The following is a 15,426-nucleotide window of genomic DNA, read 5'->3' as shown; positions in this document are numbered from 1 at the left end:
CCGCCCCTGCTGGCGCTGTCGGCCAGCTCGCCGTTCTGGCTGGGCGCGGACACGGGGTACGCCAGCTGGCGCACCATGCTGTGGCAGCGCTGGCCGCCCGCGGGCGCGCCGGCTCACACCGCCGGGAAGGGCGCGTCGCGGTCGAACTTGCCGGAGGTGTAGCCCTGGAACAGCGTCAGGCGCTGCATGTGCCCCGTGCCCTCCAGGAACTCCATGGCCCGCGCGTCCCGCGCCAGCTTGTCGAGCAGCGGGTGGTCGAGCCGGGCGCCGGGCCCGAAGTACGTGCACGCCTCGCGGGTGGCGTCCTCGGCGAGCCGGGCCGCCCGCAGCTTCGCGGCGGAGGCCAGATGCCCGTTGGTGCTGCGCAGGTCGACGGCGGCCGCGGCCCGGTGCACGAGCGCGCGGGTGGCGGTGATCCGGCGGCCCAGCGCGTCGAGCCGGTCGCGGTCGGCACGGCTCAGGGAGCGCCGGTTGGACAGGACGTACGCGTGCGCGGCCCGGGCGACACCGACCGCGATGGCGGCCACGCCGGGCCGCAGCCGGTTGAAGGTCTGCACGAAGGCCCAGGTGCCGCGCCTGGTGGGCGGCAGGTGCCGGCCGAGCAGGTCCTCCTCGCCGATCTCCACCCCGTCCAGCTCGACATGGCTGATCATCGCCCCGCGCAGCCCGATCATCGGCAGCGGCCTGGCCCGGAACCCCGGCGACCGCTCGGTGTCCACCAGGACGGCGGTCACCCCGAGCGGGCCCGGGCGGGTGCGGGCGAAGACCACGGCGAGCTGGGCGCGGGCCGCGTTGCCGACGTAGCGCTTCGTGCCGTCGAGCCGGTATCCGCCGCCGTTCTCGCGGGCGGTGAGCGCGGTGGTCAGCCCGGCGGCGTCGGAGCCGCGCTCGGGTTCGGTGAGCGCGAAGCACGTCCACAGCGGGTCGGCGACCATCCGGCCGTAGAACCACTCCTTCTGCCGCCGGTCGGCCAGTACGTCGATCAGTACACCGGCCAGCAGCGGGCCCGGCGAGGCGACCAGCACCCCGGCGTCGGCGGCGGCCAGCTCCTCCATGATGACGGCGCGTTCCAGGGCGCCGACCCCGTAAAACCGGTGGCCCGCGATGGGCTCGGGCTCGTTGCCGTACTCCGCGGGGACGCCCATCGTGGCGAGGTAGCGCACCGCCGGCAGGTCGAACTGGAGGCGGATCGCCTCGGGGTCCGCGTCGATGTCCATGGCGAGTTTGCGGAAGTCGTGCCCCCACTCCCGGAACTGGCCGCGCAGGCCGATCAGCCGGTCGTCGAGTTCGGTCATCGCCTCTCTCCGCTCGGTCGGGCGGACGCCGGTCATCCGCAGCCGCCCGCGTGTCCGTCGTCGGTGGCCCGGGCTCCGTCGCCGACGGCGACGGGCACCGGGCCGGGCAGCGTCCGGGCGGGCGGCTCGGCGGCACGCAGGTGCGCGGCGAAGCCGGCCAGCCGGTCCAGCCCCCAGTAGCGGCTGCGGCCGTGCGCGAAGAACGGGACGCCGAACACCCCGTCGTCGCAGACGTCCCGGAGCGCCAGCACGCCGCGCCGGCGCAGCTCCGGGTCGCCGGCCGCGCCCGCCAGCGCCTCGGGGTCCAGGCCCAGCTCCGCGCCGATGCCCGCGACGACGGCCGGGTCGCAGATGTCGCGGCCCTCCTCCCAGCGGGTGCGGTAGGCGGCGGCGACGAAGCGGGCGCCGTACCCGGGTCCGGCGTCCCGGGCCACCAGGTAGGCCAGGTGCGGCACCTCCCACACCGGCGCGCGGTCCACCGGCCAGGTCATGGACAGTCCGCGCTCCTTCACGAGCCGGCGCACGTCCTGGAGCACGTACAGGTGCTTGGCGCGGGACATCGGGGTGTACGGGAAGGAGCCGCCGGCCTCGGTGAGGAGCCGTTCGCTGGTCGCGTCCGGTTCGAAGAAGGGCCGCCACTCGACGGCGGCGGCGACGTCCGGATAGCGGTCCAGGAGCTCCCGGTGGGCGAGCCAGGAGTACGGGCTGCGCAGCGAGAAGTAGTAGCGCGGGACCTTGGCGGCGCGGGACCGGGTCCCGGGGGCGGGCGCGGTCACAGCACCAGCCCGCCGTCCACGCCGAACACCTGGCCGGTGATGTACGAGGCGCGGTCCGAGGCCAGGAACGAGACCAGGTCGGCGACCTCCTCCGGGCGGCCGAACCGGCCCAGCGGGATGCGCCGGGCGAGATCGTCGCTCGCGCCGTCGGACAGCGCGGCCGTCATGTCGGTGTCGATGAAGCCGGGCGCCACGGTGTTGACGCGGATGCCGCGCGGGGCGACCTCCTTGGCGAGCGCCTTGGAGAAGCCGATGATCCCGGCCTTGGACGCCGAGTAGTTGGTCTGCGTGGCGTTGCCGTACACGCCGGCCACCGAGGACATGGTGACCACGGTGCCGGTGCGGCGCTTCATCATGGCGAAGACGGCGGCCCGGCACACGTGGTAGGTGCCGTCGAGGTTGACGCGCAGCACCTCCTGCCAGGCCGCCCCGTCGATGAGCACCAGCGGGTTGTCGCGGACGACGCCCGCGGAGGAGACGACCGTGTGGACCGGTCCCAGTTCCTTCTCCGCGGCGCGGACGAACGCCTCCGCCTCGGCCTGCTGCGCCACGTCGACGCGCCGGGTCAGCACCCGGGCGCCCGCCGCCTCGGCCTCCTTGGCCACGGCCTCGGCCGCCGCCTCGTCGGAGCGGTAGCAGAAGGCCACGTCGTGGCCGTCGGCGGCGAGCCGGGTCACCACGGCCCGGCCGATGCCCCGGGAGCCCCCGGTCACCAGCGCGACCGGGCGGTCGAGTTCCTTCGCGGACATCATGACCTCTCGTCGGTTGTGGGTACGGTCGCGGCCGCCGCGGCGGTCAGCGCGTCGGCGGTGCGCAGGGCCAGGGTCACCTGGCCGATCTCCAGGACGGTCACGCCGTCGACGGTGCTGCGTCCCGTCACGAGGTACGTGTCGCCGACGTCGCGCACCACGGTGACCTCGTGGACCAGGACGGAGCCCGGGTACACCGGCGCCAGGGTCCGCGCGTCGCGGACCTGGGAGAGGAGCACGACCTTGCCCTTGCCGACCTCGGGGTTGGGCTCCTCCCAGCAGGCCAGGGCGACCGCGCACTGCGCCCAGGACTCCAGGAGCGTCCCGAAGGGGTAGGCGAGGTGTTCGTCGGCCGGGTCCTCGCCGAGCCTGCCGTAGGCGGGCTCGGCGACGGTGACCGCCTTCTGCGCGACCAGACGGCGCCGGGGCTCCACCGTCACGATGCGGTCGACGAGCAGGGCGGGGCGGCGGTGCGGGATGACCGCCATGACACGGGCGGTGTTCATCGGGGCTGCTCCTGGGGGTTGTGGCCGGGGACCGCTTCCGGCAGGCGCAGCCGGATCCGGGCGGCGGGGCGGCCGTCGGCGGTGACCTCGGCGTCGGTGCGCACACCGTCCTCCCCGTGGGCGAGGCGCGCCTCGACGACGATCTCCTCGCCGGGCCGGACGGGGCTGAGGAAGCGGGCCCGTTCGACGACGGCGGGACGGTCGCGGGGCTCGCCGAGCGCGCCGGTGACGAGGTCGTGCACGTACTGGACGAGGCCGAAGCCGGGGACCAGCGGGAAGCCGGGGTAGTGGCCGTCGAGGAACGGGTCGTCCTCGGCCACCGTCAGCGTGCCGCGCACGGTGACGTCCGCGCCGGCGCCGTCGGCCGCGGGGGCCGGTCCGCGGTCCATGCCGACGATGGTCAGGGCCTGTTCGAGCATCATGGTCAGTTCCTCCTCGGGCGGACGTGGGTCACGGTGTGCAAGGCCCGGGCGCCTTCCGCAGGAGCGGTGCGAGGCCCCCGCTCGAACGAGGCCGGGAGGGTGCGGGGCGGTCACCGCGCCGCGTGGGCCGGACGCGGCGCGGGCGGTCGGTTCCGGCCCCGGGCGGTCGGTTCCGGCCCCGGGCGGTCGGTTCCGGCCCCGGGCGGTCGGTTCCGGCCCCGGGCGGGGGAACCCGGGGCCGGCGATCAGGGGGTGGCCGGGCATGCGCCCGTGCCGGGCCGGCCGTCCTGTCCGAAGCGGGACGGCCGCACGGCGCGGGGCGGGTGGGCCGCGGCCCCGCCAGGCCGTGTTCCGGGCCGGGGTTCCAGGGCCTGTCGTTCGGGTCGGGTCACGGGGCACCGGCGGCGGCTTGTCATGCCGGTGAGCGGGGTCTGGTGCGTGCGGCTGCGCGGCGGGGGAGGGCGTCGGCGCGATGGGGTCGGGTCCCCCGCACGAGCGCAGCCGAGCGCAGGGGGGAGCCCGCAACCGGCGGCAACGCCGCAGACGCGCGTGCCAGGCCCCGTGTCCGCGGCGTGACCCGAACGACAGGCTCTAGGTGCCCAGCACGGCGACGCCCACCGTGCCGTCGCGGTCGATTCCGGTGGCCAGGGCGACCTCGCCCGGCGCCGGCGCGTGGTCGCCGGCCGCGGCCAGCAGCGCCGCCAGCTGGAAACCGCCGGCCGCGGCCGACGCGTCGCCCAGCAAGGGGCGGCACCGCACCCAGCGCGGCTCCGCGCCGGCGGGCAGGGCGGCCCGTACCGCCTCCTCCTCGCCCGGGGTGCCGAGCGGCGCGACGACCCGTACGTCCCCGGCCGCGGCCCCCGCGTCGGCCAGGGCGGCCGTCACGCAGGCGGTGAGCGCGGCACCGGCGTCCGCGGGGTCCTGGTAGGCCCGGAAGCGGGTGGCGCGCAGCGTGGCCAGCGGTGTGCGCCCGCCGGCCGCCGCCTCGGCGGCCGGCTCCAGCAGCCATGCCGCACCGCCCTCACCGAGCGGGGGCCGTCCGTCCGCGCCCGTTCCGGCCGTGTGCCACTCCAGCCACGCGCGCTGGACGGAGTACTCCTCGGCGGCCCCGCACAGCACCTGGGCGCAGTGCCCGCCGCGCAGCAGCCGGGCGGCGTAGCCCAGCGCGAGGAGCCCGGTCAGCCAGCCGCCCGCGATGGTGGTGTTGGGGCCCTTGATGCCGTGCCAGATGGCGCTCTGCCCGGCCGCCCGGTTCATCACCGTGTTCGGGAACCGCGCCGGGTCCACCAGGTAGGGGCGCTCCCCGGTGAGCGAGTCGCGGGTGAAGTCCATGATGCTCTGGACGCTTCCGGAACCGGTGCCGAGGACGAGCCCGACGCGCTCGGGCCGGTCCAGCAGCCCGGGCCCGGCCGCGTCGAGCAGCTGCGCCACGGTGCTCACCGCCAGCGCGGTGACCCGGTCCATGGTGCGCGTGCCCTTCTTGCCCAGTGCCCCGGCGGCGCTGAACCCCGGCACCAGGGCGCCTTCCCCGTACGGCCCGGGGTGGGCCTCCTGGTCGAGGGGGGCGACCGCGCCGGTGCCGGCCGCCAGCCCGGCGCGGAAGGCGTCCGCGCCCGTGCCGAACGGCGACACCGCGGACCAGGCGGTCAGCACCAGCGTCCCCGGCGCCCCGGCCTCCGCCGGGGGCGCCGCGTCGAGTGCGGGGGTGGTCATGCCGAGTCCCGGCCCGCCGTGGTGCCGGCCTTGCCGTTCAGGGCGTTCAGCAGGCGGTCGTCGAAGTCGACGAGGCTCCAGTCGCGGCGGTTCTCGATGACGGCCCAGCCGTGCGTGATACGGCCCGTGGAGGTCGGCACGAGCACGCCGTCGCGCAGCACGTAGGTGTCCTGGCGGGCGGTGTAGGTGTAGCGCTTGAAGACGTTCTCGACGGTGTAGACGGTGTAGAGGGTCTCCTCCATCTTCGCCTCGTCGAGGATCCGGATGCGCGAGTGCGGCACGACCGGGATCCAGTCCTGCTCGTCCAGCAGCGTCTTGATGGAGACGCCCCGGTCGGCGAGGAACAGGTCGACGACCTCCTCCATCTGCCGCAGGTAGCCGGACATCTGGACGCGCTCGGTGAAGTGGCAGTAGAAGTACGGCATGCGCCAGGCCCAGCCGAAGGCGTTGCGGCCCTGGGTCAGCAGCTCCAGCGGGTCGGCGCCCTCCGGCACCGGGATGGGCTCCGCGCCGGGGCCGAGCCGGTCGACGACGTACGGGGCGAGCGCGGCGGGCGGCTCCTCGGCCGGGTGGCCGTGCGGGTCCAGCCGCAGCTGTACGGCGACCTTGGCGACGACCGCCTTCACCTCCTCGCCGTCCCGGTCCACGGTGAACTCGACGAGGAACCGCTTGCCGTCGCCCTTCTCCTTCTCCGGCGTCGGCCGCACCACGGCGTGGGCGACGTCGTCGATGTGGAAGGCGGTGAGGATCTTGGTGTCGATGTCGGTGATGTCGACGGCGAGACCGTGGCGCTCGTAGAGGCCGCCGGCCGGGTGGCCGTGCCGGCGCAGGTGGTCGTAGACGGCTTCCTCGACCATGTAGTTGACGTGCTTGAAGCCGATCCAGGTGCAGATGTTGGAGCCCTCGTAGCGGGGCCGGAGGTCCAGCCGGGTGGCGCCGTCCGGGCCGACGGCGGTGCTGTTCGTCATGACGTCTCCAGGTCGGGAAGGTCACAGAGGAGGTGGGTGCGCAGGAAGTCGTTCACGAGCCGGGCGACCGGCCCGGGCTGCTCGACCATCGGGAAGTGCCGGCAGCCGGCGAGGAGTTCGAACCGGGCGCCGGGCACGCCGGCCGCGAGGGCCCGGCCGTCCTGGGGCCGGGCCGCGATGTCCTTCTCGCCGGACAGGACGAGCAGCGGAGCGCGGACCGCGCCGAGGTCGAGGAACGGCGAGCGCAGGTAGGTCTCGAAGAACCGCATCCAGCCGTACGGGCCGATCCGGTCGCGCAGCCGCAGCGCCAGCCAGTCGCGGTGGGCCTTGGGGTACTTGCCGGTCTCGCCGACCTCCAGCGCCTCCTCGAAGACGCGGTGGAAGTCGTTGAGGTAGTAGGAGATGACCGACCAGTCGAAATCGCGCGGACTGGACCGGTGGAAGGGGCTGATCAGAACGGTGGGCCGGGGCGGGACCCGGTCGTCGGCGTACGCCTCGGTGAGCAGGTTCGCGGCGTACGAGTGGGCGACCACCGCGTCGTAGCTCTCGTCGACGAGGCCGACGAGGAACCGCACCGGGTCGGGCAGGGAGCCCCACCCGTCGCTGTCGGCCATGGCGCGCCAGGGCAGGTCGACGTCCCACAGTTCCATGGAGTCGTCCGCCCGCTCGACGAACCGGTCCCACACGGTGGTCTTGCCGCCGAGCCCGTGCAGCATCAGGATCTTGCGGCCGTCGCCGGAGCGGGCGGCCCGGCGCAGCTTCGGCGCACCGGTGAGGCCCGCGTCCCGCACGCCGGCGACGGTGGTCACGCTCATGCGGCGACACCACCGGGGACGGGACCCCGCTCCGGTGACGTTCCGGGTCCCTGCGGCCGGCCGTCGCCGTCGCCCTCGTACCGGGCCAGGATCAGCACGGCGTTGTTCCCGGCGAAGGCCAGGGCGTTGTTCTGCACGATCCGCACGTCGGCGACGCGGGCCCGGTTGGGCACCGGGTCCAGGCCGCAGTCGGGGTCGGTCCGCCGGTGGTTGACGGTCGGCGGGATGAAGCCCTCGGTCACGGCCAGGGCGCAGGCCGCCGTGGCGAGGGCGCTGGCGGCGCCCATGGTGTGGCCGAGCATCGACTTGATGGACACGGTCGGGGGAGGTTCGGGGAACACCTGGCGGATGGCCCCGGCCTCGGTGACGTCGTTGGCCTGCGTGCCGGTGCCGTGCGCCGAGATGAAGTCGATGTCCTCGGGCTTGATCCCGGCGTTGCGGTGGGCCAGGTCCATGCAGGCGGCGAGGCTGTCGCGGTCCGGGGCGACCGGGTGGTGGGCGTCGCAGTTCAGCCCGTACCCGAGCACCTCGGCGTATATGCGGGCGCCGCGTGCCAGAGCGGAGTCGAGGCTCTCCATGAAGAGGACGCCCGCGCCCTCCCCGGTCAGGATGCCCTGGCGGTCGGCGTCGAACGGCTGGCACACCTCGGGCGCGATGGTGCCCAGGCGGTAGAAGCCGGTGAAGGTCTTGCGGCAGACCGCGTCGGCGCCGCCGGCCAGGGCGGCCTCGGCCTCGCCCGCGCGGATCGCGTCGAAGCCGGAGCCGATGGCGTAGTTGCCGGCCGCGCAGGCGGTCGGGATGGTCACGGCCTCCACGTCGGTGAGGCCCAGTTCGCGCACCACGCTGCTGGAGAGCAGCCCGGCCGACGAGCGCCGGGCCAGCACCGGGTCGAGCCGCTCCGGCCCGTCCGCCAGCTGGCGTTCGATCAGCACGTCGAGGTCGTGCGACTCTCCGTCGGTGGTGCCGATGGCGACGAGGGCACGGCGGTCGCGCAGTTCCCCGACCGCCATGCCCGCGTCGGCGACGGCCATGCGGGCCGCGGCCACGGAGAACTGGCTGGCCCGGCCGAGCTCGTCGGGATCGATGTGCTCGATCCACTCGGCCGGGTCGAAGTCGGCCACCTCGCAGCCGTTGGCGTAAGCGTAGCCGGACGTGTCGAAGGACGTGATCGGCCGGACGCCGCTACGGCCCGTACGGAGTCCGTCGAGGAACGCCTCCGGCCCGGTCCCGATGCTGGTGACGACCCCCAGTCCCGTGATGACGACCCGGCGGGGTCTTGGGCGTTCGCTGTTCACCACTGTCTCCCGTCTGTCCTCTTCCGCACACCCGGCCCGGGGTGCCTACTTGGCCGCCAGGCCCTTTTCGACGACGGCCACGACGCCGTCGAGGTTGACCATGCGGGTCAGCTCGACCTGGTCGATCTCGATGCCGAACTCGCGCTCCAGGGAGGAGAGGATCTCGATGGCCCCGAGGGAGTCCGCGTTGTGCTCCTCCTTGAACAGGCTGGTGTCGGTGACTTCGTCGACCTCGATCTCGAGGATGTCGCAGACGATCTCCTTGATCTGTGCGCGCTGCTCGGTGGTGACGGCGGTGGTGCTGGGCATGACGCCTCCAGTGCGATCGCTGGGTTGAGTGGGTGTCTTCGGCGGTTGCCAGAAGTCTGTTGCGGGGCGCTGACCGGGAACTGACCGGTGGCTGACGCCGCGAAGCCCCGCCGGGGCGGTCAGGCGGCCAGGAAGCCGAGGGGGCGCCGCCCGCCGGGGGCGCCACCGGTCCGGCCCGCGTCGAGGACCGGGTCACCGGCCAGCACGGCCCGCTGGAGCCGCTGGATCCGGGCGGACGGCTCGATGCCGAGGCTCTCGGTGAGCCGGGTGCGCAGGGCGCTGTACGCGGACAGCGCCTCGGAGGGGCGGCCCGCCCGGTAGAGGGCGACCATGCGCAGGGCGTGCAGTCCCTCGTGGAGGCCGTGGCGGCCGGTGAGCACGGCGAGTTCGGGCAGCAGCTCGGTGTGCAGTCCCATGCCGAGCTCGATGTCGATGCGCCGCTCCAGGATGCCGAGCCGGCTCTCCTCCAGCCGCACCCGCTCCAGTTCGAGCAGGGTCCCGGCCCGTACGTCGGTGAGGGCGGGCCCCTGCCACAGGTCGAGGGCGCGGCGGAACGCGGCGACGGCGCTCTCCCGGTCACCCGCGTCGAACGCGGCCTGCCCCTGGGCGGCGACCCGGTCGTACTCCTGGGCGTCGACCGTCCCGGGCAGCATCTTCAGCTGGTAGCCGCCGTGCTGGTAGACCAGGATCTCCTTGGCGACCATTCCGCTGCGGTCGCCGAGCGAGGCGCTGATCAGCCGGCGCAGATGGAGGATGTAGGTCTGCAGGGTCGTCGACGCGCTGCGGGGAGGGCAGGCGTCCCAGATCTCCTCCATCAGCATGGGCACCGGCACCGCCCGGTTGGCGTGCAGGGCCAGCAGGGCGAGCAGTTGCCGCTGTTTGGCGGCACGCGGCAGGATCGGCGTGCCCGCGGACTTGGCGTCGAGCGGCCCCAGCAGGCTGATCTCCATGGCGACTCCAGGTCGGTCGGTCGGGTGACCCTACGACCGTGGCAGCCGGGCGGGGCCCGGCCCAGTGCCGGAGTCCCGCTTCGGCGGTGAGCCGCTCACGTGCTCGATCGTGAAAATCTCAGACCCCGCTGTTCCGGTCCCGCCCCCCGCACGCGCCCGGTGCCGCCCCCGCACGCGCCGGGGGCCGCCTCCGCACGCGCCGGGGGCCGCCTCCGTATGGCCGGGGCCGCCTCCGTGCGGCCGGGGCCGCCTCCGTATGGCCGGGGCCGCCTCCGTATGGCCGGGCGCGTCGGTGCCGCGTGCGCCTGCGGCGCGGGGGTCCCGCCGGGCGGGCGGCGCCCCGGGATCAGGCCGGCCTCCGGGCTGTGCCCCGGCCTCTCAAGCGACGAACCTGTCCGGCCGGAGACCACCGTCGCGGTGGAACCGGTCCGGGACCGGTGGAGGCTCTCTGCGCCGACTCCGGCTGCCGGTCGGGGGCCGGCGCTGTGCGTGGTGGCCGGTCTCGCGCCCGTGGAATGGAAGGTCGCCGATCGCTGTGCGGGGGTGCTGGTTGCCGGACCGGTCGCCCCTCCCCCGGCCTTCGGCCGGAGGTGCCCCCACCGCGGTGGCGAGTACGCCACGGCTGCGGGCCCCGCCGCGAAGGCGGGGCCCGCAGCCGGGCACTGGCCGGTCGGAGATCAGCCGCTGACCGTGATGGTCGAGCTTCCGCTGCTCTGGTAACCCTCGGTGGCCATGATCATGTAGTACCTGAACTGGCCCAGGTTCATGCCCGCCCGCGCCCAGGCGTCGAAGTGGTTGCCGGTGGTGATGGTGCCGGAGCCGCTGGTCACCTTCGACTGCCGGACGCTCCAGTACTGGTCGAAGGTGCGGGTGCCCTCGACGGAGGGGGCGTTGTACCGCGTCGTCTTGTAGATGTCGTACGTGCCGCCGTCGCTGTAAACGGTGCCCCTGTACTCGCCGGTGGGCCGGTAGCTGCCCCAGTTGTCGACGATGTAGTACTCCACCAGCGGGTTCGACGTCCAGCCGTAGAGGCAGCCGTAGCCGTTGCCCGACGGGTTGAAGTAGCCGGTGTAGCGGACCGTCCTGCGCCCGCCGGTGCTCCATCCCTTGCCGGCGACGAAGTTGCCGCAGTTGGTCCACCGGGTGCTGTAGCTGCCGCCGCCGTTGAGCGTCATGGAGACGGAGCCGCCGCCGTCGGTCCAGAACGAGTAGTACATGCCGTCGTAGCCGGTCTGGTTGGTGGTGATGGTGGTGGCGGCGTGGGCGGTGCCGGGCAGCAGCAGCCCGGACGCGGTGGCGAGCGCGGCGGCGCCGGCGCCGCCGAGGAAGCCTCGCCGGCTCAAGCCGCCGAAGGGGGCGGGGTTCTGCTGGATCCGGTCCTGCTGCGTGCCGTCCTGCTGCATGCGTCCTCCCGGTGAAGGCTGGTGGGGGGCGGGCGGCTTCCGCCGCCCGCGGCCTTGCATGGAACACGGCGGGCGCCGCCCGTCGTCGTGCCGCGACGACCGGCCGCCGCCCCCGGTCACACGGCGCGAGGGGAACGACGGCCTCCTGTCGTCCGGTGGCCACAGTTTTCGTAGAGCGCCATGACCCTGTCAACACTTTCGACAGCCTTTCGGAAACACTTCCTTAACAGAAGAAGCCTTGGCGAGTACGTCTTCACTGGTCAATCCACCTCTCGCGCGAACCGTTACGAGGGATGGACCGAGATAGGGAAGAAACGTAACGCAAGCATGGGCACGAGGTTCGAAACATTCGAACGAGTGCGAACCCTCGCATCCGTCGGCCTCGCCCTGACGGACGCCTCGGCTCCCTCGACCGCGGGGCGGCGACCGGGATGAACGAGCACACCACCCGTCGCCGGCTTCGGCGGACGGCCCGGACCGATGCCATCACCTTCCGCTGCGACCTGGCCCACCCCCTCGCGGGGCTCTCGACGCGTGTTCCCCCGCACGGTGGCCCCCCGCACCCATCTCTCGGCACGGGCGACGCGCCGGCCCGGAGGGAGGAGGTCCACCTCGCCACCGACGAGGCCGCCGACGTCGCCCAGTCCCTCGGCGGCACACCATGGAGCATCGGCTTCGGCGTCCACCTCGCCGCGACCCTCCCGGCCCCCGACGGCCACCTCGCCCAGCCCGCAGCAGCCCATACCCGTTCCCAACGGCCGCCGGCCCCGTCGAGGGCCCGGCCAGCCGGGTACAGGGCGGACTGAACCGAGGTATCAGCATCCGGCAGACCAGCAGGTCACAGACCCTTTGCTGCAAGCTCCAGAATCGCCACGCACTCCACATGATGCGTCATCGGAAAGGTGTCGACTCGAGCGAGTCACAGAAAAGACCAGCTCAGAGCAGCTTTCTCGGCTCACCGAGCAGCGTGAGTGCGCCCAGAGCGTCAAAGGAGCGTCACGGTCGACAGCCCATCCCGCCCGCTCAGGCCAGACCGAGCTGCCACGACCGTTGCCCCCGCAGACTCCGTCCCGTTCACTCCAGTGGTCAGGCGGCTCATCATGACCCGTGGACGTGCGGCGGAGGTTGCGGTCGGGTCCTTGGCCTGCTGCCGCGTTCGGCCCACTGGCGGCCCGGGTGGGGCCAGGTTGAGCAGCCACCATCGGCCTCCACCGTCCAGACGGCCACACCAACATCACCGCCGCCCTACGTCGCACCGCTCGCGACCGGCAAAGGATCCCGTGACCGCCCTCGGCATCACTGGATACGTACGGACAGACCTCGACCACTCAGAGGACCCTGGGGTGACAGAGCGTTCACCCCGTACACGGTCTCACCAAGTTGTCCGGATCGTTGCCCCTCGAAGGGGCTTAGCAGCGTCGAACGCACGACAGCTACTGGCGCACCCGATCCCGAAAGGAGCGTTCATCAACACTGTTCGCGGGCTCCAGGGAGGGTACGCCCAGATCACGGGAACCGCTTCGCCAGCCGGAACGAGGCATCGAACCCAAAAGAATCACGCCAGTCCGACTGGCTCCTCGTGCACCGCAAACCGTGTGGCGGCTGCACGCATGTGGTAGAAAATCGTTCGTACAGATGATCGGCGTGTTCGATCGTCGGTCTGCACTCCGCTCGAACGTCGGGGGACATGGTGCGGGTCTGGAGGAGAACCATGGATTGCTTACTGATCGGGTTCAACGACACACCTTTCCGGGATTACGTCGAAACAGTCCGGGCCATGGGCGAGCAATCCGGCGCCTTCCAGGATCTCCGGCTGGCCTACGTGGACCACGAGGGCGAACCGCTGCGTGCACTCGATCTGCTGACCCGACTGCACAACGAAGAGTTCCCCGACCGGCCGCAGCACTTCCACAACTCCGACTTCCTGTGGCCCGTCATCACCTACCTCGGAACGTATCTGCACCGGGCCGGACTGTCCTTCGACTATGTGAACCTCTTCCATCTGGAGAAGGACCGGCTGCGCGAGAAACTCCAGTCGCAGGACGTGCTGACGGTCGCCATCACGACGACGCTGTACGTGTCCGCGCAGCCGATCATCGAGATCGTCGAGTTCGTCCGCCGGTACAACAAGAAGGCCAAGATCGTCATCGGCGGTCCGTACATCGCCAACCAGGCGCAGGTGGTCTCCGGGCCCGACCTGGAGGCCCTGCTGGACTACTTGGGCGGCGACATCTACGTCATCGGCCGCGAGGGCGAGAAGACCCTCACCCGGCTGATCAAGGCGCTGCGCGCCGGCGACGACCTGAGCACCGTGCCGAACCTCGCCTACCGCAAGGGCGACACGTTCGCCCTCACGCTGCCCGAGGTGGAGTCCAACCCGCTGGAGGAGAACATGGTCGACTACGACCTGTTCCCGCCCGGCGCGATCAACGAGTTCATCACCACGCGGACCGCCAAGTCGTGCCCGTTCTCCTGCGCGTTCTGCGGTTTCCCGCAGCGTGCGGGCAAGTACACGTACCTGGACCTGGAGTACGTGGAGAAGGAGCTGGACCGGCTCAGCCGGCTCCCCCACGTCAACACGATCACCTTCATCGACGACACCTTCAACGTCCCGAAAGTGCGGTTCCGCGAGATCCTGCGGCTGATGATCGACAAGGGGTACGGCTTCCGCTGGAACTCCTTCTACCGCAGCGACCACGGAGACGTGGAGACCATCCGGCTGATGCGCGAGGCCGGCTGCGAAGGCGTCTTCCTGGGCATCGAGTCCGGCAGCGACGCGATGCTCAAGCGGATGAACAAGACCGCCCGGCGCAAGCACTACCTCACGGCGCTGGAGGCGTTCAACGAGGTCGGCATATCCGCTTACGCGTCACTCATCGTCGGTTTCCCCGGTGAGACGGAGGAGACCGTCGCGGAGACGATCAGCCTCATCGAGGAGGGGCGCCCCGACTTCTATCGCGCCCAACTGTGGTACGCCGATCCGGTCACCCCGATCTGGCAGCAGCGCAACACCTACGGAATCCGTGGCGAGGCGTTCAACTGGAGCCACGACACCATGGATTCCGCGACCGCCTGCGACATCATCAACGACATGTTCACCTCGGTGAAGAATTCCATCTGGCTGCCGCAGTTCGGTTTCGAACAGTGGAGTGTTTTCTACCTCCAGCGCCGCGGTATGACCCTGGACCAGGTGAAGACATTCCTGCGGCATTTCAACGCCGCCGTGGCCGACCAGATGGCCCACCCCGGACGCACGTTCATCGAACCGGGCATTCTCGCCTCCCTCCGGGAGAGCGCGCGATTCCACGTCGTCACGCCCGCCTGAATCCGGCGTCTTTCTTTCTCAGCTGACAGGGGGTCCTTTCGTCGTGCGCTCGGACGCGTCATACGACACGCAATACGAGGAAGAACTTCAGGACGCGGTGGCGATCGTGGGCATGGCCGGACGGTTCCCGGGCGCCCCGGACATCGCCTCGTTCTGGCGCAATCTGCGCGACGGTGTGGAGTCGGTGTCCTTCTTCACGGAGGAGGAACTGGCCGCCGAGGGCATCGCCGAGGAGGTCTACCGCCATCCGGACTACGTGCCGGCCAAGGCGGTCCTGGACGACTGGGACCTGTTCGACGCGGAGTTCTTCGACACCAGCGCCCGCGACGCGGAACTGATGGACCCCCAGCAGCGGCTGTTCCTGCAGACCGCGTGGCACGCCCTGGAGGACGCCGGGCACGCCGGCGACCGCGGCGGCCGGCGGATCGGGGTGTACGCGGGTGTCTCCGGCATGACCTACCTGCTCACCCATGTGGCGCGCGACCCGGCCTCGGCCGGCGTGCTCGCCGACTTCCAGAGCCAGTTGGGCAACAGCCCGGACTTCCTGGCCACCCGGATCGCCTACAGGCTGGGCCTGTCGGGTCCGGCGCTGACCGTGCAGACGGCCTGCTCCACCTCCCTGGTCGCGGTGCACCTGGCGTGCCAGGCGCTGCTGTGCGGCGAGTGCGACACGGCGATCGCGGGCGGGTCGAGCCTGCAGTTCCCGCACCGGTCGGGTTACCTGTACCAGGAGGGCGGCATCCTCTCCCGGGACGGGCACTGCCGTGCCTTCGACCGGGACGCCAGCGGCATGCTGCGCGGTGAGGGTGTGGCGGCGGTGGTGCTGAAACGGTGGCGGGACGCCGTCGCCGACGGCGACCACGTCTACGCCCTCGTCCGCGGCTCCGCCGTCAACAACGA

At 72.2% G+C, this 15,426-nt stretch carries 14 protein-coding genes and 1 pseudogene; 3 read left to right on the top strand and 12 right to left on the bottom strand.

The features are described 5' to 3' along the window. Positions 1-105: pseudogene (locus ABZ340_RS35245) on the top strand (glutamate-cysteine ligase family protein); the annotation flags it as partial. Between the two features lie 8 nt (positions 106-113). Here ABZ340_RS35245 and ABZ340_RS35240 read toward each other — a convergent pair. The 12 genes from ABZ340_RS35240 to ABZ340_RS35185 all read right to left on the bottom strand — a co-directional run bounded on the left by ABZ340_RS35240 (position 114) and on the right by ABZ340_RS35185 (position 11,201). Continuing rightward, positions 114-1,295: an acyl-CoA dehydrogenase family protein gene (locus ABZ340_RS35240; protein WP_358785974.1), complete on the bottom strand. Its 1,182-nt coding sequence runs from the start codon at positions 1,293-1,295 to the stop codon at positions 114-116. Between the two features lie 32 nt (positions 1,296-1,327). Then, entirely contained in the window at positions 1,328-2,071 is a 744-nt protein-coding gene (locus tag ABZ340_RS35235) for a DsbA family protein (protein ID WP_358785973.1), read from the bottom strand. Then, entirely contained in the window at positions 2,068-2,823 is a 756-nt protein-coding gene (fabG, locus tag ABZ340_RS35230; RefSeq protein WP_358785972.1) for a 3-oxoacyl-[acyl-carrier-protein] reductase, read from the bottom strand. Before fabG ends, ABZ340_RS35235 begins: the two co-directional genes overlap by 4 nt. Continuing rightward, positions 2,820-3,326 (bottom strand): beta-hydroxyacyl-ACP dehydratase, encoded by a 507-nt coding sequence (locus ABZ340_RS35225; protein ID WP_358785971.1) that lies wholly within the window; start codon positions 3,324-3,326, stop codon positions 2,820-2,822. The genes fabG and ABZ340_RS35225 overlap by 4 nt, the downstream gene beginning before the upstream one ends. Next, complete coding sequence (locus ABZ340_RS35220; RefSeq protein ID WP_358785970.1) at positions 3,323-3,748, bottom strand: hypothetical protein; 426 nt, start codon at positions 3,746-3,748, stop codon at positions 3,323-3,325. Before ABZ340_RS35220 ends, ABZ340_RS35225 begins: the two co-directional genes overlap by 4 nt. A 591-nt stretch (positions 3,749-4,339) precedes the next feature. Then, complete coding sequence (locus tag ABZ340_RS35215; RefSeq protein WP_358785969.1) at positions 4,340-5,461, bottom strand: beta-ketoacyl synthase N-terminal-like domain-containing protein; 1,122 nt, start codon at positions 5,459-5,461, stop codon at positions 4,340-4,342. Further along, positions 5,458-6,429, bottom strand: coding sequence for a hypothetical protein (locus tag ABZ340_RS35210; RefSeq protein ID WP_358785968.1), 972 nt, complete (start codon positions 6,427-6,429; stop codon positions 5,458-5,460). Before ABZ340_RS35210 ends, ABZ340_RS35215 begins: the two co-directional genes overlap by 4 nt. Continuing rightward, a complete protein-coding gene (locus ABZ340_RS35205) occupies positions 6,426-7,244 on the bottom strand; it encodes an alpha/beta fold hydrolase (protein ID WP_358785967.1) in 819 nt (272 codons plus the stop codon). Before ABZ340_RS35205 ends, ABZ340_RS35210 begins: the two co-directional genes overlap by 4 nt. Beyond that, positions 7,241-8,539, bottom strand: a complete 1,299-nt coding sequence (locus ABZ340_RS35200) for a beta-ketoacyl-[acyl-carrier-protein] synthase family protein (RefSeq protein WP_358785966.1) — start codon at positions 8,537-8,539, stop codon at positions 7,241-7,243. The genes ABZ340_RS35205 and ABZ340_RS35200 overlap by 4 nt, the downstream gene beginning before the upstream one ends. Positions 8,540-8,584: 45 nt before the next feature. Continuing rightward, positions 8,585-8,848 (bottom strand): acyl carrier protein, encoded by a 264-nt coding sequence (locus ABZ340_RS35195; RefSeq protein WP_358785965.1) that lies wholly within the window; start codon positions 8,846-8,848, stop codon positions 8,585-8,587. Between the two features lie 119 nt (positions 8,849-8,967). Next, positions 8,968-9,798, bottom strand: a complete 831-nt coding sequence (locus ABZ340_RS35190; protein WP_358785964.1) for an AfsR/SARP family transcriptional regulator — start codon at positions 9,796-9,798, stop codon at positions 8,968-8,970. 677 nt (positions 9,799-10,475) lie between these two features. Then, the gene (locus ABZ340_RS35185; protein ID WP_358785963.1) at positions 10,476-11,201 is read right to left on the bottom strand and encodes a glycoside hydrolase family 11 protein; all 726 of its coding nucleotides are present in this window, start codon (positions 11,199-11,201) and stop codon (positions 10,476-10,478) included. 1,687 nt (positions 11,202-12,888) lie between these two features. Between ABZ340_RS35185 and ABZ340_RS35180 the strand changes: the two genes are divergently transcribed. Continuing rightward, positions 12,889-14,526 carry a PhpK family radical SAM P-methyltransferase gene (locus ABZ340_RS35180; protein ID WP_358785962.1) on the top strand — a complete coding sequence of 546 codons (1,638 nt, stop codon included), beginning with the start codon at positions 12,889-12,891 and terminating at the stop codon, positions 14,524-14,526. 97 nt (positions 14,527-14,623) lie between these two features. Beyond that, a partial coding sequence (locus ABZ340_RS35175) for a polyketide synthase (RefSeq protein ID WP_358785961.1) occupies positions 14,624-15,426 on the top strand: 803 nt, incomplete at its 3' end.

The sequence above is a fragment of the Streptomyces sp. NPDC006134 genome, from assembly GCF_040628835.1.
Taxonomy (GTDB): Bacteria; Actinomycetota; Actinomycetes; order Streptomycetales; family Streptomycetaceae; genus Streptomyces.
This window is presented reverse-complemented; position numbering and strand designations above follow the sequence as displayed.